Here is an 18115-nt window from a genome sequence, read left to right as displayed (position 1 = left end):
GTGGTTAAGGACAGGCAAACAGACAAACGGGTGCCCGCTATGATCCTCTATCCTGCTATCGACCTCAAAGACGGCAATGCCGTGCGCCTTTACAAAGGCGAGATGGATCAAGCGACGGTTTTCAACGAAAACCCCGCGGCTCAAGCGCTGGAGTTCGTGAACGCTGGCTGCGAATGGCTGCACCTCGTAGACCTTAACGGCGCCTTTGCGGGTGAACCCGTGAACGCGGCCCCCGTCGAAGAAATCCTCAAACAGTGCAAGGTCCCTGCCCAGCTCGGTGGTGGTATCCGCGACATGGCAACAATCGAACGCTGGCTCGATAAGGGCCTGACCCGCGTGATCCTCGGCACCGTCGCGGTCGAAAACCCTGATCTGGTGCGCGAAGCCTGCAAGGCCTTCCCCGGTCACGTCGCCGTCGGTATCGATGCCCGCAACGGCAAGGTCGCGACCAAAGGTTGGGCCGAAGAAACCAACGTCAACGTCATCGATCTCGCCCGCTCCTTCGAGGACGCAGGCGTGTCGGCCATCATCTACACCGACATTAACCGTGACGGCGCGATGCAAGGCCCGAACGTCGAAGCCACAGCAGAACTGGCCAACGCCATGTCGATCCCAGTGATCGCCTCTGGCGGCGTGTCCTCGCTCGACGATCTGCGGAACCTGAAAAACTGCGGCGCAGCACTGAACGGCGCGATCTCTGGCCGCGCGCTCTATGACGGCGCAATTGATCTGGGCGAAGCGCTGAAAGTGTTGAAGGGGTGATTGGCCCAGCCAACAAAGGCCGCACCTAAATGCGATGGCTCTACGGCATATGGATCACGTTGATCGCCCTGTGCCTAAGCCCTATCGTAGTGCTGACTTGGGTTGGATGGTTTGCCGACAAACACGGCTGCACAGTCACTGAAAACGCGACATTCCCGTGTGTTGTCGGCGGTTACGATTGGGGACCGACACTTGCGGGGTGGAGCCTCTCGGGTTGGATGCTGATCGTGACACTTCCACTGGCCGCCTTACTCTCCGGTGGCTTGCTCCTGACGGTGATCATCCATTTCATCATGCTCAGACGTCGCGCCGCAAAGCGCTGAGCGCGACCCTTGCCCAAAGGTTAGATGTGGGGGCACTGCCCCCACGATCCCTTAGTTCTTTTTGACGAATTGGGTCAGGATCACGATCCGCTGACCCTCAACGCGGCCTTCGATATGGCCCGCGTTATCAGGCACCAGCGAAATGTTCCGCACAGCCGTGCCACGTTTCGCGGTAAAGCCCGCACCCTTCACTGGAAGATCCTTGATCAAGGTCACCGTGTCGCCGTTCGCCAGAACGGTGCCGTTGCTGTCTTTGTGGACAACGTCGCTCACCTCAGAAATGCCAGCCTCAGCCCATGCTTGAACTTCTGGATCAAGGTAAACACCATCGAGCACGTCATTCGCCCAAGCCGCATCCAGGGCTTTGAGCACGCGGAAAGCTGCAACCTGAACCGCTGGGGTTTCAGACCAAATCGCACCGTTCAAACACTGCCAATGCGGGGCATCGGTCGGGGCGCCCGACAGACCTTCAGCGCAGGTCGCACAGAGCGCAATGGTATCCTCACGGGGAGAAATGGTGACTTCGGTGGTGTCAGCGGCACCGCAAAACTCGCAAGTCATAATGACATCCTTTTTCTAAAACTTGCGCCGCTTATCTGCCCCTTCATGCCCCAAGTCTACCGTTTCAGCCCGTAAAAACGAAAATGGCAGCGTCGACGGATCGACGCTGCCATTCTGTTCTATCAACACGTATCGATATTTACGCGGCCCACGCCCACGGACGGGTATGCGCACCAAGGCAGGTCGCGACAGCCTCGTCATCAACCTCGCCCGTGCGAGCCAGTTTAGCGACCAAGCCCAGCTTTTTGTCCTCGACCACTTCGACCACTTCTGCGGCAAGACCCGCAGCCGCCAAAGCCTCGTTATAGACGCGGGTGATCGCACGTTTCCGCAGATCGGGTTTAAAGATCTTACCGACCGCCGTTTTCGGCAGTTCATCCAAAATCTCTAGATGCTTCGGATGCGCTGCACGTTCGTGGATTTTCTCTTTGGCAAAGGCCATGAGTTCCTCGACCGTCGCCTCTGCCCCGTCGATCAATTCGACATAAGCGCAAGGTAGTTCGCCCGCGTAGCTGTCAGGCTGACCAATCGCGCCCGCAAAGGCGATTTTCGGGTGGCCTGCTAGCGCCTCTTCGATCTCGGCGGGATCGATGTTGTGGCCCGAACGGATGATGAGGTCTTTTGCGCGGCCCGTGATCCAGAGATAGCCGTCCGCATCAATGCGGCCCAAGTCGCCCGTCCGTAGGTATTGGGTCGGCCCCAGATCACCTGGATAATAAAGGTCTGCGTTCTTGGCTGCCTCGGTATAGGTCGCGCCCATGTTCACACCTGGGCTGGAGAGGCAAATCTCGCCGATTTGATCGGTGCCGCATTCCTCATGCGTGACGTGGTCGAAAATCTTCACGTCAGTGTAGGGGAACGGGAAGCCGATAGACCCGATTTTCTTTTCGCCATCAGGTGGGTTGATCGACACAAGGCAGGTTGCCTCGGTCAGGCCGTAGCCTTCGCAGATGGTGACCTTGGCCGATTGTTCGAACCGTTTATACAGCTCCACTGGCAGTGGTGCAGAGCCACAGAAGGCGAGCTGCAGGGATGAAATATCCGCATTCACAGGACGCTGCATCAGGGCCGCAATCGCAGTGGGCACGGTGATCATAAACGTCACCTTATGCCGTTCGATCAGCTTCCAGAAGTTATCGAACACGCCGTCGCCACGATAGCCCGCAGGGGTCGGCAGCACGTAATGAGCACCAGAACCAAGTGACGCACCGAGCGACACAATCGTCGCGAACACGTGGAACAGTGGAAGCGGACAGATTTGCACGTCTTCGGGTTTGAACAGCAACCTGTCACCCAGCCACGCGTTGTAGATGATGCCCGAATATTTGTGCTGCACGATCTTTGGCAGACCCGTCGTACCGCCCGTATGGAAATAGGCTGCAACGCGGTCGCCTGTGCTGTCAGCAAAGGTCAGTTTGGTCGGTTGCTTGGCAATCGACTTATTGAAATCGATGACTTTCGCGTTGTGCGATACAGGCACCTTTGGGCGGATCAGCGGAATGATCAGCTTTTTCAGGCCGGTCATATAGCGCAGCAAATCCACTTCAACGACGGTCTTTACGTTCGGCGCCAGCTTGACCGCCTCGGCTGCTTTTTGCGCGATGTCAGTCTTTGGGAAGGCCCGAAGCGTCACGAGAACCTTTGCGCCCGTTTCGCGCAGGATACCACCGATGTGTTCAGCGTCGAGAAGCGGATTGATCGGGTTCACGATGCCCGCAATCTGCCCGCCAAGATAGGTTAGTACCGTTTCTGTGCTGTTGGGCATGAGATAGGCCACAACATCATTTTCACCGACGCCTAGACTACGGAACAGGTTCGCCGTGCGGCAGGTTTGGTCATGCAATTCCGACCACGACAGCGTTTCCGCTGGCGCATCGGGATCAGAGAACATTTGGAAGGTCACAGCAGGACGGCCACCATGAGCAGTGGTGGTCCGGTGCAACAATTCATACATTGTCTTTGGCTGATTACGATCTTCCCACGGCTTTTCAGCCATGATCGCGGCACGGTCCGCTAGTGTGGCATAGGTCATGCCGTCTCCTCCCCTTGTGCGCATGTGAAGCGCGATTAACAGGAAAGATGGGGTATGCCCCCCCCTGAACGCAAGTATGACGCTGCGAAAATGCGATTATTCCGCAGCGATACCGTCGGTAAACTGAAGTCGTGCAAGACGCGCGTAGAGCCCGCCCTCGGCGACCAGCGCGTCATGCGTGCCGATGGCGACGATCTGACCGTCTTCGAACACCACAATGCGGTCGGCCTTTTTCACAGTCGCCAAACGGTGCGCGATAATCAGCGTGGTGCGAGTGCTTGCCAATTCATCGACGGCAGCCTGCACCAGACGTTCGCTTTCAGCATCAAGTGCCGATGTCGCCTCGTCCAACAAGAGGATCGGCGCGTCACGAAGGATCGCGCGTGCAATCGCGATGCGCTGCTTTTGACCACCCGACAGCATCACGCCACGTTCACCGACATAGGTATCGTAGCCTTCAGGCAATGCGGTCAAGAAATCATGTGCGGCGGCTGCCTTCGCAGCGGCCTCAACCTCAGCATCTGTTGCCGACGGACGGCCAAAACGGATGTTTTCACGCGCCGTATCGGCAAAGATGACCGCGTCTTGAGGCACCAAAGCGATCTGCTGACGGAAGTCTGCACGGGTCATGTTCCGAAGGTCAACGCCGTCCAACTTGATCGCGCCACTGTTCGGATCATAGAACCGCAAGAGCAGTTGAATAATCGTCGATTTCCCCGCCCCAGACGGGCCGACCAATGCCACGGTTTCACCCGGAGCCACATCAAGGCTGATCGCATTGAGCGCAGGTGCATTCGGACGGGACGGATAGAAGAACGTCACATCCTCGAATGAGATCTGGCCCTTTTCCATCTTCGGTGTCGCCACAGCCTGCGCCGGATCGGTCACGCTATCGTTCGCATTCAGAAGTTCGATCAACCGCTCGGTCGCTCCGGCGGCTCGCTGAAGTTCGCCCCAAATCTCGGTCAGTGCTCCAACGGCACCAGCCACCATTACAGCGTAGATGACAAACTGAACCAGTTCGCCGACCGACATCTGATCCGCGCCAACGTCACGCGCACCGATCCACAAGACACCAACAACGCCCGAGAAGATCAGGAAAATAACGATCATCGTCATCATCGCGCGGGTCAGGATGCGGCGCTTTGCGCTGGCAAAGCTCTGCTCTGTCACTTTGCGGAATTTCTCGCGAGTGCGGTCCTCTTGGGTGAAGGCCTGAACGGTCTGCACCGACAATAGCGCCTCCGATGCAGAGCCCGACGAATTAGCGATCCAGTCTTGGTTTTCGCGGCCCAACTGGCGCAAACGGCGGCCCAAAACGACGATCGGCACGATGACTGCAGGGACGATCAGCAAAACCAACCCCGTCAATTTCGCCGATGTCATCATCAACAGAACCATACCACCAACGAACACAAACACGTTGCGCAGCGCGACTGACACGGACGACCCGATCACCGATAGGATCAATGTGGTGTCCGTTGTAATGCGGCTCAGCACTTCGCCCGTCATGATATTTTCGTAGAACGATGGGCTCATGCCGACCATGCGGTCGAACACGGCTTCGCGGATGTCGGCAACCACACGTTCGCCCAAACGGGTCACAAGGTAGTAGCGCACCGCTGTGCCCATCGCCAAAAGCGCAACGATGATCAAGGCGGCGCCGAAATATTGGTTCAACAGGGGCGATGTGCCGCCTTCAAAGTTGTCAACCACACGACGCACGGCCAAAGGCAGGATCAACGAAATCATCGCCGTCACCGACAGCGCCACAAAGGCCGCAAGGACCATCAGACGGTACGGCCGTATAAAGGGCCACAACCCACCAAGTGCTGAAACACGTTTGGATCGGGCGCGGTCTTGTCCCGCCACGTCAATTGGTGCCTTTGCCATGAATCCTCGCCTTCAAAGTCGTTGTCGGGTTGATACTGACCACAACGCGCAATCACAAGCGCAGGGTTGCCGCAAAAGACTATAAGGACCGAAACTGAGGAGATTTTGGAGCGGGTGACGGGAATCGAACCCGTGTCATCAGCTTGGAAGGCTGAGGTCTTACCATTACACAACACCCGCGTGCAGAACCATATAGTCCAGCCTTTGGGGGAAGTTCAAGACGCAGTTTTCAGCCTTTTTCGCGCCTTATTTCTGCCGAATTACCTACTTAATCGTATACGTGATGCTCCGAATGGGAGCGTATTTCATTTATGGAGGCGATGATGCTTCGCATTGCTATGCTCGCATCGGTGGCGGTTCTGTCGACTGCAACTATGCTGAACGCCGATACTGAACATCAGTATCAAACCGTGGTGATTACCGATTTCGGTTTTTTTTTCCCCTCACCACCTATGTTGATCCGGGCGAGGTCGTACAGTTCAACAATCAGGCCGACAACGCCCGTGTGATCAGCGCCATCCCCTTTGAGGACAGCCAGATCGTTCAATGGACCAGCCCTTCGCTGGAAAAGGGTGAGACCTTTCTCATGCAAGTGAATGAAGGCACGGTGCTAGAATTCACGTCTTCTCTGGCCGATGAAGAGCAGCATGGCGCGTTCAGCTTTGATGAACCCCCGATCGAAGAGGCACCGGACACCACGACGACCAGCGGTAACAACTGATCATTCGTCTTCGATCAGTGGCTCGATCAGTTCCGGTCCTGTCGCACGATTCGAATTGACGGCTTTGGACACCCGCCGAAGGGAAAGGACCCCTTCTTTGGCGGGTGTCATCAATTTTGCCGCCCCGTGCCCCGCTTCGCCCAGCCATAGCGCCCAGTCATCGGGCGGCAGGATCAATGGTAGACGATGGTGGATCGGCGCCATATCCGCATTGGCATCGGTGGTGACAATCGCGCATGTCGCCTGATCCCCCCAGTTTTGCCAAATCCCCCCAAACACCATCGGTGCACCATCGGTTCGCGTCACCCAATAGGGCAGCGGCGTATCGCCATCGCGGTGCCATTCATAAAATCCATCTGCAGCGATCAAGCATCGCCTATGCCGACACGCCTCATGAAACGCGGGTTTTTCCGCGATGGTTTCGGCGCGGGCATTGATCAACAGTGGGCCGCCGTTCGGTTTGTCATACCACGTCGGAATGAACCCCCAGCGCATCGGCCGCAAATGCCGCACGTTATCGTGACTGGTCACAGCCGCAATCGTGGTTGTCGGACAAACGTTCCAGTTCGGTTCATCCGAGGGCAATGTGTTGGACTTTGCCGCAGAGAACATCTGCGCCATCGCATCATGCGGCAGCGTGATGGCCATGCGCCCACACATCAGCGGGTGAAAGCCTTACGTGACAGGTCAATTCGCGCCTCGAGCATCGACATATCCTTGAGCAACTGATGCCGCCGCGTGCGGTCTGTCTCTTCAGCCAATTCTTCGCGCAGTTTACGCAATTCACGACCCAAACTGACGAACTCTGGCACGGCGCCGTTTTCGCGGATCACCCGATTGATCAGCGCATTTTCGGGATCATCACAGGGCGGCAACGGCTTTCCCGCGCCTTCGAGGTTGTCAAAGGCACCGTCTTTTTCCGCTTCGGCAATGCGGGCGTTGATAAGGTCGAGCAAGGGGTGGTCCATAGCCGCAGTGTGCCACCCTACCCCGCAAACGAAAAGCCCCCGCCGCATGCGGCAGGGGCCAATGATTTACACGATGTGACGGGAATTATTCGCCAACAACCGTGATACGACCGTCGGTATATGGTGTGAACGGCGATTGAGCGGCAAGGTATTCAGCCAGAACATCGGCGAGGTCAGGGCCAAAGTCATAGACGTTCGACGCGTCTACAAACATACCATAGCCGTCGCCGCCATTGCGCACGTAGTTGTTTGACACAACACCGTAAGTCGCAGCCGGATCAATCGGCGCACCTGCAACCATCACGTCCGACAAACGTTCGCCCGCTGGTTTCGACGGATCAACGGTAAAGCTCATGCCTGCAACCTGAGGGAAACGGCCTGCGCCTTCTTCCCACTGGCTCGCACCGTTTTCGAGCGCCGCAACCATCGTCTCACCCGACACTTGGAATGTCGAAAGAGTGTTCTGGAACGGCAGAACGGTCAGCACTTCCCCCATGGTGACAGGACCAGCGTCGATAGACGCGCGAATACCGCCACCGTTCTGGATTGCGATCTGGATGCCTTGATCCGCAACACGTGCCAGCATCGCGTCCGAGATCAACGACCCCATCGCACATTCACGCGCACGGCAGTCTTCACGCACACCAACGATTTCGGCCGCGGTTTCGGCCACAACGCGATTACGCACTTCTTCGAGCGGCTGAGCCAGTTCACCGATACGCGCGACAACCGCCGCATCTTCTGCAACTTCGCCGTTGATCAGGATCGGTTGACCCGAAGCCTCGGTCAGGTTGCCGTCGTCGTCAAAGGTGACATTCAGTTCGCCAAGGAACTTGCCGTAGGCATAGGCCGACACAATCGCGGTATTGTTCACCATCGTCGGATACGGACCTTCGGCGTTGTCCATCTCGCCCAAGAGGGTATTCGTGTGACCACCTACGATCACGTCTACACCCGTGGTTTCAGCCGCAACGCGTTGGTCCACCGAATAGCCGGAGTGGGACAGAACGATAATCTTGTTCACACCCTCAGCGGTCAGTTTATCCACTTCGCCCTGAACAGCATCCACAGGATCGGTGAAGATCACGTTCGGACCGGGGCTGGCCAATTCATCGGTGTCATGTGGTGTCAAACCGATCAGGCCGATCTTTTCGCCACCGCGCTCGATCACTGTGGACTTCAACAGTTTGTCCGACAGCAGTGCTTCGCCCGAGAAATCTGCGTTCGACATCAGCACGGGGAACTCAACGCTGTCCATAAAGCCGCGCAGAACTTCGGGGCCATCGTCGAATTCGTGGTTACCAACGGTCATACCGTCGTAGCCCAAGAGGTTCATGAACTCCGCCGCCATCGCGCCCTTATAGAAGGTGTAGAACAGCGTGCCTTGGAATTGGTCGCCACCATCAACGAGGATCGAGTTGTTCGACCGAGCACGAGCCTCGGCCACTGCCGTCACCAGACGCGCGGTGCCGCCGAAACAATCACCCGCGGTGTTGTCCTCTGCAGAGCAGGTCGAATCATATTTGCTGATCGGTTCAAAGCGAGCGTGGAAGTCGTTCGTGTGCAAAATGGTCAGCGAATAATCCGCCATTGCAGCGCCGGCATACAGCGCAAGAGCACAAGACGATGCTAGAATACGTGTAATCATTGGGATCCCCCTGGTTGATATTCGATCAGCTTGGGCAGAACTGACTATTGAGTCAAATATTGCCTGCATCCTGTCGACCTATTACCGCCACGTAACAAGCTGGTGTCAGATGCCTGCCCGAAATTGATGCACTCTTGACCAAATCGGGGGACAAAGGCATCACCGCGCCATGCTGATCTACAAAATCTTCCGCGCCCCAGAGTGGGCAGAGCTGCAGGCCAAGGGCGAAACCCTCGGTGCGCCGATCGATGTGATCGACGGCTATGTGCATTTTTCCACCGCTGAACAGGCCCAAGAAACCGCCGCGAAACACTTCGCTGGCGAGGATGGTCTGGTCCTTCTCGCGCTTGAGGCTGACAGCCTAGATCCGCTGGTCTGGGAACCCTCGCGCGGTGGTCAGTTGTTCCCGCATCTCTACCGCCCGCTGCGGATGGCCGATATTTTATGGGACAAACCCCTACCGCTCGTTGACGGCGTTCATCAGTTTCCGGAGCTCGCATGACCCTACTTGAACAAATCGGGATGCGCGTCCTGCGCTCCACCGACCCCGAAGTGGCACATGGCCTTGCTCTGAAATCACTGAACCTCGGCCTCGGTCCCAAGGCTGGCCCGTTCAGCACGCCACGCCTTTCGACCACGGTGGCTGGCATGTCGCTGCCGAACCCTGTCGGTCTGGCCGCTGGGTTTGATAAAAACGCGACCGCGCTGCACGCTTTGGCGAAATGCGGCTTCGGCTTTGTAGAGGTCGGCGCGATCACGCCGCGCCCGCAGCCGGGCAATCCAAAACCCCGCCTCTTCCGCCTCACCGAGGATCAAGCCGCGATCAACCGTTTTGGCTTTAACAACGAAGGCATGGAGGCCGCCGCGACCCGCCTCGCCAATCGACCGCGTGGTGGCATCATCGGCCTCAATCTAGGCGCCAACAAAGACAGCGAAGACCGCGCAGCAGATTTCGCTCGCGTTCTGGCCCGCTGCGGTGCCCATCTCGATTTCGCAACGGTCAACGTGTCGAGTCCGAACACCGAAAAGCTGCGCGATCTGCAGGGCAAGGATGCGCTCGCCGCGCTCTTGGCTGGCGTGATTGAGACGAACGCCGGTTTGGCAAAACCGCTGCCGATCTTCCTCAAGATCGCACCTGATCTGACCCACGAAGAACTCGACGACGTAGCTGAGGTCGCCAATGCCTCTGGCATCGCGGGGATCATCGCGACGAACACAACACTGTCGCGGGATGGTCTGCGCAGCGCGCATAAAGACGAAAAAGGCGGCCTTTCGGGGCAGCCCGTCTTTGAAAAATCGACCCGCCTGCTGGCGCGTCTGTCGGGCCTGACCACCCTTCCTATTATTGGTGTCGGCGGTGTTGGTAGCGCTGAACAAGCCTATCAAAAAATCCGCGCGGGCGCGTCTGCCGTGCAGCTCTACACCGCGCTGGTCTACGGCGGCATAAGCCTCGCGGATGACATCGCACGGGGCCTGGACGCACTTCTGGTCCGCGACGGTTTTGCCAATGTTGCGGATGCTGTCGGCACGGGACGGGGCGACTGGACGTGATCACCATCTGGCACAATCCCCGCTGCAGCAAGAGCCGCGAGACGCTCGCTCTTTTGACCGACAAAGGGATCACGCCAGAGGTTCGTCACTATCTCGACGATGTGCCTACGGCTGATGAACTGCGCTCGGCCCTCGCCACATTGGGCCTCACGGCGGGCGAATTGGTGCGGCACAAAGAGGCGCTGTTCAAGGACCTTGAACTTGCGAATGCCGACGACGATCAACTGATTGACGCGATGGCTGCCCATCCCAAACTGATCGAACGCCCCATCGTATTTTCGAATGGCCGCGCGGCACTTGGCCGTCCGCCCGAAAACGTGCTCGCGATCCTTTAGACAGCTGCACGTTCCAGTGCGGGGTAGCGGATCGCAAGCGTTAGCCCCCGCGCGCAATAGCTGACCATCATCGCCATCCAGAGTCCGTGGTTACCAAAGACCGGCATCAGCGTCAGTGCAGCAACCAGATAGAAACCCAGCGACAAGATACTCATATTGCGCATATCGCGACTGCGGGTTGCCCCGATGAAAATGCCGTCAAACATGAACGCAGGCAGGCCAAGGATCGGCGCAACTGCCATGTACGGCAGGTAAATCCGCGCTTCCTCGCGCACATCAGGTGCGGTGGTCAAAATGTCGATGATCGTGCCGCCGCCCAGCCAGAACCCTACCGCCATCAGGACCGATGCCCCCAGCCCCCACGCCGAACTGCGCAACGCAGCTTGACGCAGCTCTGACGGATTGCGCCGCCCAAAGGCCTTGCCCACCAGCGTTTCCGCAGCAAAAGCAAACCCGTCCAAGGCAAACGCCGTGACAGAAGTGAACTGCAACAGCACTTGGTTCGCGGCCAACGGCACGTCGCCAAACCCAGCGCCCCAAAAAATGAACAGCACAAAAACCGCGAGCAGCCCCAACGAGCGGATCAGAATATCGGTGTTGACCGCCGCCATATTCTTTAGCCGCGCGGGGTCGAGGATCGCAGGCCAACCGACCCTCGTCCGCAGTGCATCACGGCAGAGCCATAGGCCCAGCGCCAAACCTAGCCATTCCGCGATAAAGGTCGCCCCCGCAACGCCAGCGACACCCCAGCCGAGACCCAACACGAACAAAACATCAAGCAGGATGTTCGTCCCGTTCATCACGATCTGTAGGAGGAGCACCGCCCGCGTCCGCTCTGCCGCGATCAGCCAGCCGTTCACCGCATAGAGCGCGATCGCCGCAGGCGCGGACCACACACGCACCGACATATAATCATGGGCCAGCGCCTCTACACCTACACTCCCCGGTGAGAAATAGAGCGAGAGCGCAAAGATGGGCATTTGCAAAAGGATGATGACCGCCCCAAATCCACCACCCAAAAGCAGCCCGCGAAAAAGCAGCGCCGAAACCTCGCCCGCGTGCCCTGCCCCGATGGCTTGGCTCGTGAGGCCCGTAGTGCCCATACGCAGAAACCCGAACACCCAGTAGATAGAGGTGAGGATCATCGCGCCTATGGCCACAGCACCGATAGGCTCTGCCGCGCCCAATTGACCAACTACACCCGTATCCACCAACCCCAGCAAAGGGACGGTCACATTGGCAAGGACGATAGGAACGGCGATCTTGAGGATGCGCCGATGGCTCAGGTCAGCCATTGCTGGACGGCATGAGGAAATGCCCTGTGGCCTGCGCAAAGAGACGCGACCGATTGTCCTGCCAGCCTTCCACATGAACGCTCGCGTAGCGGCGGCCTGACCTGTTGATCGTTGCCCGTGCGTAGGCATCGCGCGGCAGACCAGAGCGCAGATAATCCACTGTGAAATCGATGGTCTTTGGCAAACGGATCGGCGCATCACCCATTTGGAAATCAGGAGCCGAACCGCTCTCGATCTCTTGCCACATCATCCCCCACGCCAATTCGATCAGCGCCGTGGTTTCAAGAAACGCAGCCGTCACGCCGCCGTGGATCGCTGGCAATATCGGGTTTCCGATTAGTTTGTCGTCAAACGGCAGCACGGCGGTCAATTCGTCGCCACGGCGGTCAAACTGGATGCCGAGGAACTGGATATAGGGCACGCCACTGATCAGCTTTTCCAAGGCCGCATCACGGCGTTGTTTGATCACTTGAACGGGTTCTGGTTTGCGCATCACTTGCCCCCCTTACTGCCGTCGACCGTGAAAGCCCCCGTCGCCGTCGCCACAGGCCGCGCTGTGTCTTCGTCCGTGGCAGTTGCCCGCACAAAAGCCACGCTGCGGGTCACGTGATAGCATTCTGCCGTCGCTGTGATTTTTTGACCTGGGGTCGCTGGGCGCATGTAATCAATCCGCAAATCCAACGTGGCGGTTCCACCTGCACAAGACGGATGGCTCATCACAGCCGCCCCACCACACGTGTCCATCAGCGCAGACACCGCGCCGCCATGGATCACGCCCGTCTCGGGATCACCAATGAACCGTTCGTCATAATCCATCTCAATCGTTGCCATCCCATCGCCTATCGCGACCATCCGCATCCCCAAGGCTTTGGCGTGTGGAAGGGTCGCGATAAACTGATCAGCAAGCAGAGCCTTGCGATTTTGATGGTGTTGAGGTTCGTCAGTCATGGGCAATCCTTTTAGTTGCTCCATTGGTTCACGATCCAGAGGAAACACGCAAGACTTGGTCGAAGATTTACCGTCGCGTCAGGAGCGGTTGCCCATCGTTTTTTTTCGCCTTAGTGTAGTCAAGAGGGAGAGATAAATGCCGGATACACGTCTGACATTCAAAGAAATGTGCACGAAGTTCGATGTGACGCCGCGGACCCTACGGTATTACGAATATATCGAACTCATCTCCCCTTTGCGCGAAGGTCGGTCACGATTCTACGGGGCCCGCGAAATCGCCCGAATGACGCTGATCCTCCGTGGTCGCCGCTTTGGCTTTTCGCTCGAAGACATCCGTCAGTGGCTCTTGATCTACGAAAAAGAAGGCACCGACGCGCAGATGCGCCGTTGGGTCGAGATGGCAAATGGTCAGCTCGCTGAACTGGCAGAGCAAAAGGTGCAGCTCGAACAAACCATCGCAGAGCTGGAATCACTCCGCGACGACACGCTGGCCTCGCTCGGCTAAGCCACCCCAAATTGAAAATTCGCGTCTTACGTGTGGAAATTGTTATTCCGCACGCTCACATTATTTCGCATTACGTGACGACAGCTTTAATGACCTTTCGTCATACTGAAAAATGACGCAGCGTTTCGTTTACGTTCTGGTAAACTTGGCTTGTATGGTGAAACTGTCTTTGCAGATTGCGCTACCATAACGTCAACGCATGCGTGAGACGAACATGAACGAAACAACTAACCAGACCATGACCATCCGCGAGATGTGTGACGCCTACGACGTAACACCTCGCACTTTGCGGTTCTACGAGGCCAAAGAGCTGTTGTTTCCGATCCGTGACGGGCAAAAACGCCTGTTTACCAAACGTGATCGGGCCCGCTTGAAACTGATCCTGCGCGGTAAGCGCTTCGGTTTCTCGCTGGAAGAAATCCGGCAGCTCCTCGACCTCTACGAACTGGACGACCAGCAAGAAACCCAGCTGGTAAAGACCTACGAAGTGGCCAAACAACATCTGGCCGAGATGGAGCAACAAAAGGCCGAGTTGGAAACCGCCATCGACGATCTCCGACAGCAGATCGAATGGGGTCGCCAACATTTGGCGAAATTACGCGCGGAACGGGCGGCTTAAGGCGCCCTTCCCACACCACCGGAGGAGAAGACCGCACAATGCCCAGCTACACCGCCCCCATCAAAGATATCCAATTCGTCCTGCACGACCTGTTGAAGGTCTCGGAACAAGATATCGCAGGATACGACGAGCTGGACCGCGATTTCACTTCTGCCGTGCTCGAAGAAGCTGGCAAAATCGCGTCGGAAGTTTTGGCCCCGCTGAACGCGGTTGGCGACACCGAAGGCTGCACCTATGAAAACGGTGTGATCCGCACACCGACAGGGTTCAAGGCGGCCTTTGACCAAATGAAAGAAGGCGGCTGGACCGCGCTTGACTGTGACCCCGAATACGGCGGTCAGGGTCTGCCTTACGTGTTCAACACCGCCGTGATGGAACCCTTCGTGTCGGCCAATATGGCCTTCAACATGTATCAGGGCCTGACCCACGGCGCATACTCCGCGATCCACGCCCACGCCTCGGACGAGCTAAAGGCGAAATTCCTACCCAAGATGGTTACCTGTGACTGGACCGGCACGATGAACCTGACCGAACCGCATTGCGGCACCGATCTGGGCCTCATGCGGACCAAGGCAGAGCCGCAGGACGACGGCAGCTACAAAATCACAGGCCAAAAGATTTTTATCTCGGCAGGTGACCATGACCTGTCCGAGAACGTCATCCACCTTGTTCTCGCGAAAATCGTCGGTGGCCCCGAAGGCATCAAAGGCGTCTCGCTCTTCATCGTGCCCAAAATCATGGTGAATGATGACGGTTCGCTTGGCGACCGCAACGCGGTTTCGGTCGGTAAGATCGAAGAGAAAATGGGCATCCACGGCAACGCGACTTGCGTGATGAACTACGACGGTGCAACGGGCTATCTGGTGGGCGAGGCGCACAAAGGCATGCGCGCCATGTTCACCATGATGAACGAGGCTCGTTTGGGCGTAGGCCTTCAGGGCTATGCCCAATCCGAAGCCGCCTACCAAAATGCGGTTGCCTATGCCAAAGACCGTCTGCAGGGGCGCGCTGTAACGGGCGCTGAAAACCCCAACGGTCCCGCTGACCCGCTGATCGTGCACCCCGATATCCGCCGCAATCTGATGGACCAAAAGTCCTTTACCGAAGGCGCGCGGGCATTGACCTACTGGGGCGCAAACCTGATCGACCGCGCACACCGTTCTGGCGATGCTGCGGCCGATGGCCTCGTGTCCCTGCTGACCCCTGTGATCAAGGGCTTCCAAACCGACAAAGGTTTTGAAATGGCCGTACAAGCCCAGCAGGTCTACGGCGGTCACGGCTACATCGAAGAATGGGGCATGTCCCAATTCGCCCGCGATGCGCGGATTGCTATGATATACGAAGGCGCAAACGGCATCCAAGCGCTCGACCTCGTTGGCCGCAAACTGGCCCAAGACGGTGGCAAACACGTCATGGCCTTCTTTGAGATGGTCAAGGCAGAGTGCAAAGCCCACACCGATGAGCGTATGCAACCCTTTGTCGAAGGTCTGAAAAACGCGTCAAAACAGATGCAAGCGGCGGGCATGTATTTCATGCAGAACGGCATGAAAAACCCGAATAACGCTCTCTCGGGCTCCTACGACTTCATGCACCTCATGGGTCATGTTTGCCTCGGCCTGATGTGGACACGGATGGCAGCAGCCTCCTACGCCGCACTCGACAATGGCGCTTCCGACACCGCGTTCTACGAAAGCAAAATCGCAACCGGCAAATACTACATGGCACGCCAACTGCCCGCCTGCGCGATGCATTTGGCCCGCATCGAAACGGGTGCAGAGACTGTCATGGATTTGTCAGCAGAGCAGTTCTAAACTTTGACCTGGCACCGCCCTTCCCCGCGGTCGGAGCCTCCGGCAGGAGTTGTTACGGCAAGGTGAAACGAAAGTTCCACCCTGCCCGCGACATTCTCTCGGAGGACGCGGCACAGGGCTTCACCTTGCAGGGCCCTGGGTTCTCCAACCTGTACCTTGGGGTCTGAATAAGAGGGTGGCGTTAAAAAAAGATAAAGGTGGCCAGTTCACCTTGCTGCAACAACTCTCCGGGGGTCCGGGGGTGGAAAACCCCCGGCGCTTACGGTTAACTGAGGAGGACGAGACAGTGACCAAACAACTCTATTGTTTTGGGGAGAGCGGCCATTCGTACAAAGTGGCACTCGCTCTGACCTTGGCCAAGGTCGATTGGGACCCGATTTATGTCGATTTCTTCGCAGGCGGATCGCGCAGCCCAGAGTTTCGCGCCGTGAACGAGATGGGCGAATGCCCCGTTTATGTGGATGGCGAATTGGTGCTGACCCAATCGGGCGCGATCTTGGATCACCTCTCAAAAGAGACCGGCAAATTCGGCGGCGCAAACGACCGCGAGGCCTCTGAGGTGCTGCGCTGGGTCCTTTGGGACAACCACAAATTCTCGTCCCAAGCGGGGATGTTGCGGTTCCTGATGAATTTCCTACCCGAGGAGAAACGCCCGCAAGAGGTCATCGGCTTTGTCAGCGGTCGACTGAAGGCGGCTTTTGCAACGCTGGAGACGCACCTCGAGGGGCGCGACTGGATCGTTGGCAACTCTGTCACCAATGCTGATCTGTCCTGCTGTGCCTACCTTTATTACCCCGAACCCTTTGGGTTCGACCGCAAGGATTATCCCAATATCGACCGTTGGCTCGACCGCATCGCGGCTCTGCCCGGTTGGAAACACCCATACGATTTGATGCGCCGCGCATTTCCTGCGGCCTGAGGAGGACTGAATGACCGAAGCCTATATCTACGACGCGATCCGAACGCCGCGGGGCAAAGGCCGCAAAGACGGTAGCCTGCACGAAGTGACATCCGTGCGCCTGTCGGCAAATGTTCTGAACGCTCTAAAATCCCGCAATGGCCTAGACGGTCACGCGGTTGAAGATGTGATCTGGGGCAACGTGACCCAAGTTGGTGAACAGGGCGGCTGTTTGGCGCGGACTGCGGTTTTGGCCTCTGACCTCGACCAATCGATCCCGGGCCTTGCCATCAACCGGTTCTGCGCCTCAGGCATGGAAGCCGTGAATATTGCCGCGAACCAGATTAAGGGCGGCGCGGGCATGGCTTACATCGCAGGCGGCGTTGAAATGATGGGCCGCGTTGCGATGGGCAGTGATGGTGCCGCGATTGCCGTTGATCCGTCGATTGCGATGGACACCTATTTTGTCCCCCAAGGCATTTCGGCAGACATCATTGCGACCGAATACGGCTTTAGCCGTGAGGACGCAGACGCGCTCGCGGTTGAATCTCAACGGCGCGCCAAGGCCGCATGGGACGATAACCGCTTTGCAAAATCCGTGGTGCCTGTGATCGACCAAAACGGTCTCACCATTCTTGACCATGACGAATACATGCGCCCCGGCACGACCACAGAGATGCTCGGCGGGCTCAAGGCGTCATTCAAGGACATGGGCGAAGTGATGCCAGGTTTCGACAAAATCGCCCTGATGAAATACCCGCATCTGGAACGGATCAATCATATCCACCACGCAGGGAACTCTTCGGGCATCGTAGACGGCTCTGCTGGCGTTCTGATCGGCAACAAAGAGTTCGGCGAAAAATATGGCTTGAAACCGCGTGCTCGCATCCGCGCCACCGCGAAAATCGGGACCGATCCGACGATCATGCTCACAGGTCCAGTCCCAGTAACCGAAAAGATCCTCGCCGACAGCGGTATGTCGATTTCTGACATTGATCTGTTTGAAGTGAACGAAGCCTTCGCTTCGGTCGTTCTTCGCTTCATGCAGGCGTTCAACGTCGATCCGTCCGTCGTCAACGTCAACGGCGGTTCGATTGCGATGGGCCACCCCTTGGGTGCGACAGGCGCGATCATCATCGGCACCCTGCTCGACGAACTAGAGCGCACAGGCAAAGGCACAGGCCTTGCCACCCTGTGCATCGCATCCGGCATGGGTGCCGCAACCATCATCGAACGCGTCTGAGG

General features: G+C 57.6%; 20 protein-coding genes and 1 tRNA gene. 11 read left to right on the top strand and 10 right to left on the bottom strand.

Going from position 1 to position 18115, the window contains the following annotated elements:
* The first annotated feature begins 39 nt into the window (after window positions 1-39).
* Window positions 40-762 carry a 1-(5-phosphoribosyl)-5-[(5-phosphoribosylamino)methylideneamino]imidazole-4-carboxamide isomerase gene (gene hisA, locus BSK21_RS04160; protein WP_067549480.1) on the top strand — a complete coding sequence of 241 codons (723 nt, stop codon included), beginning with the start codon at window positions 40-42 and terminating at the stop codon, window positions 760-762.
* A gap of 29 nt (window positions 763-791) precedes the next feature.
* Complete coding sequence (locus BSK21_RS04155) at window positions 792-1085, top strand: hypothetical protein (RefSeq protein ID WP_067549483.1); 294 nt, start codon at window positions 792-794, stop codon at window positions 1083-1085.
* Between the two features lie 51 nt (window positions 1086-1136).
* Here the strand turns inward: BSK21_RS04155 and BSK21_RS04150 are convergent, their stop codons facing one another.
* The 4 genes from BSK21_RS04150 to BSK21_RS04135 form a co-directional block, all read right to left on the bottom strand.
* A complete protein-coding gene (locus BSK21_RS04150) occupies window positions 1137-1646 on the bottom strand; it encodes an alkylphosphonate utilization protein (RefSeq protein ID WP_067549486.1) in 510 nt (169 codons plus the stop codon).
* Between the two features lie 139 nt (window positions 1647-1785).
* Entirely contained in the window at window positions 1786-3678 is a 1893-nt protein-coding gene (locus BSK21_RS04145) for an acyl-CoA synthetase (protein ID WP_067549489.1), read from the bottom strand.
* 96 nt (window positions 3679-3774) lie between these two features.
* A complete protein-coding gene (locus BSK21_RS04140) occupies window positions 3775-5571 on the bottom strand; it encodes an ABC transporter transmembrane domain-containing protein (protein ID WP_074038961.1) in 1797 nt (598 codons plus the stop codon).
* Between the two features lie 106 nt (window positions 5572-5677).
* Window positions 5678-5751: transfer RNA gene (locus tag BSK21_RS04135), tRNA-Gly, on the bottom strand.
* 325 nt (window positions 5752-6076) lie between these two features.
* Between BSK21_RS04135 and BSK21_RS15840 the strand changes: the two genes are divergently transcribed.
* Window positions 6077-6292 carry a hypothetical protein gene (locus BSK21_RS15840; RefSeq protein ID WP_156529566.1) on the top strand — a complete coding sequence of 72 codons (216 nt, stop codon included), beginning with the start codon at window positions 6077-6079 and terminating at the stop codon, window positions 6290-6292.
* Here the strand turns inward: BSK21_RS15840 and BSK21_RS04130 are convergent, their stop codons facing one another.
* The 3 genes from BSK21_RS04130 to BSK21_RS04120 all read right to left on the bottom strand — a co-directional run bounded on the left by BSK21_RS04130 (window position 6293) and on the right by BSK21_RS04120 (window position 8908).
* Window positions 6293-6940: an SOS response-associated peptidase gene (locus tag BSK21_RS04130; protein WP_231924768.1), complete on the bottom strand. Its 648-nt coding sequence runs from the start codon at window positions 6938-6940 to the stop codon at window positions 6293-6295.
* An 11-nt stretch (window positions 6941-6951) separates the two neighbouring features.
* Window positions 6952-7260, bottom strand: coding sequence for a DUF1992 domain-containing protein (locus tag BSK21_RS04125; protein ID WP_067549494.1), 309 nt, complete (start codon window positions 7258-7260; stop codon window positions 6952-6954).
* Between the two features lie 85 nt (window positions 7261-7345).
* Entirely contained in the window at window positions 7346-8908 is a 1563-nt protein-coding gene (locus BSK21_RS04120; RefSeq protein WP_067549496.1) for a bifunctional UDP-sugar hydrolase/5'-nucleotidase, read from the bottom strand.
* Between the two features lie 169 nt (window positions 8909-9077).
* Here BSK21_RS04120 and BSK21_RS04115 point away from each other — a divergent pair, with 169 nt between their 5' ends.
* Genes BSK21_RS04115 through arsC form a run of 3 tightly spaced genes read left to right on the top strand, consistent with a single transcriptional unit; the run spans window position 9078 to window position 10794 of the window.
* Window positions 9078-9410: a DUF952 domain-containing protein gene (locus BSK21_RS04115; protein WP_067549498.1), complete on the top strand. Its 333-nt coding sequence runs from the start codon at window positions 9078-9080 to the stop codon at window positions 9408-9410.
* Window positions 9407-10459: a quinone-dependent dihydroorotate dehydrogenase gene (locus BSK21_RS04110; RefSeq protein ID WP_067549500.1), complete on the top strand. Its 1053-nt coding sequence runs from the start codon at window positions 9407-9409 to the stop codon at window positions 10457-10459. The genes BSK21_RS04115 and BSK21_RS04110 overlap by 4 nt, the downstream gene beginning before the upstream one ends.
* The gene (arsC, locus tag BSK21_RS04105; RefSeq protein ID WP_318254754.1) at window positions 10456-10794 is read left to right on the top strand and encodes an arsenate reductase (glutaredoxin); all 339 of its coding nucleotides are present in this window, start codon (window positions 10456-10458) and stop codon (window positions 10792-10794) included. Before BSK21_RS04110 ends, arsC begins: the two co-directional genes overlap by 4 nt.
* Here arsC and BSK21_RS04100 read toward each other — a convergent pair.
* The 3 genes from BSK21_RS04100 to BSK21_RS04090 are packed head-to-tail and all read right to left on the bottom strand — an operon-like array spanning window position 10791 to window position 13037.
* On the bottom strand, window positions 10791-12089 hold the full coding sequence (locus BSK21_RS04100) for an MATE family efflux transporter (RefSeq protein ID WP_067549505.1): 1299 nt from the start codon (window positions 12087-12089) through the stop codon (window positions 10791-10793). The genes arsC and BSK21_RS04100 overlap by 4 nt on opposite strands.
* On the bottom strand, window positions 12082-12582 hold the full coding sequence (locus tag BSK21_RS04095; protein WP_067549508.1) for a PaaI family thioesterase: 501 nt from the start codon (window positions 12580-12582) through the stop codon (window positions 12082-12084). Before BSK21_RS04095 ends, BSK21_RS04100 begins: the two co-directional genes overlap by 8 nt.
* Complete coding sequence (locus tag BSK21_RS04090) at window positions 12582-13037, bottom strand: PaaI family thioesterase (protein ID WP_067549510.1); 456 nt, start codon at window positions 13035-13037, stop codon at window positions 12582-12584. Before BSK21_RS04090 ends, BSK21_RS04095 begins: the two co-directional genes overlap by 1 nt.
* 136 nt (window positions 13038-13173) lie before the next feature.
* Between BSK21_RS04090 and BSK21_RS04085 the strand changes: the two genes are divergently transcribed.
* The 5 genes from BSK21_RS04085 to BSK21_RS04065 all read left to right on the top strand — a co-directional run bounded on the left by BSK21_RS04085 (window position 13174) and on the right by BSK21_RS04065 (window position 18113).
* A complete protein-coding gene (locus BSK21_RS04085) occupies window positions 13174-13542 on the top strand; it encodes a MerR family DNA-binding transcriptional regulator (protein WP_067549512.1) in 369 nt (122 codons plus the stop codon).
* 199 nt (window positions 13543-13741) lie between these two features.
* A complete protein-coding gene (locus tag BSK21_RS04080) occupies window positions 13742-14161 on the top strand; it encodes a MerR family DNA-binding transcriptional regulator (protein WP_301547025.1) in 420 nt (139 codons plus the stop codon).
* 38 nt (window positions 14162-14199) lie between these two features.
* On the top strand, window positions 14200-15972 hold the full coding sequence (locus BSK21_RS04075) for an acyl-CoA dehydrogenase C-terminal domain-containing protein (protein ID WP_067549515.1): 1773 nt from the start codon (window positions 14200-14202) through the stop codon (window positions 15970-15972).
* Window positions 15973-16258: 286 nt separating this feature from the next.
* The gene (locus BSK21_RS04070; protein ID WP_067549519.1) at window positions 16259-16891 is read left to right on the top strand and encodes a glutathione S-transferase family protein; all 633 of its coding nucleotides are present in this window, start codon (window positions 16259-16261) and stop codon (window positions 16889-16891) included.
* A 10-nt stretch (window positions 16892-16901) separates the two neighbouring features.
* On the top strand, window positions 16902-18113 hold the full coding sequence (locus tag BSK21_RS04065; protein ID WP_067549522.1) for an acetyl-CoA C-acetyltransferase: 1212 nt from the start codon (window positions 16902-16904) through the stop codon (window positions 18111-18113).
* Window positions 18114-18115: the final 2 nt, after the last annotated feature.

The sequence above is a fragment of the Marivivens sp. JLT3646 genome (genome assembly GCF_001908835.1).
In the GTDB taxonomy this organism is placed as follows: Bacteria; Pseudomonadota; Alphaproteobacteria; order Rhodobacterales; family Rhodobacteraceae; genus Marivivens; species Marivivens geojensis.
This window is presented reverse-complemented; position numbering and strand designations above follow the sequence as displayed.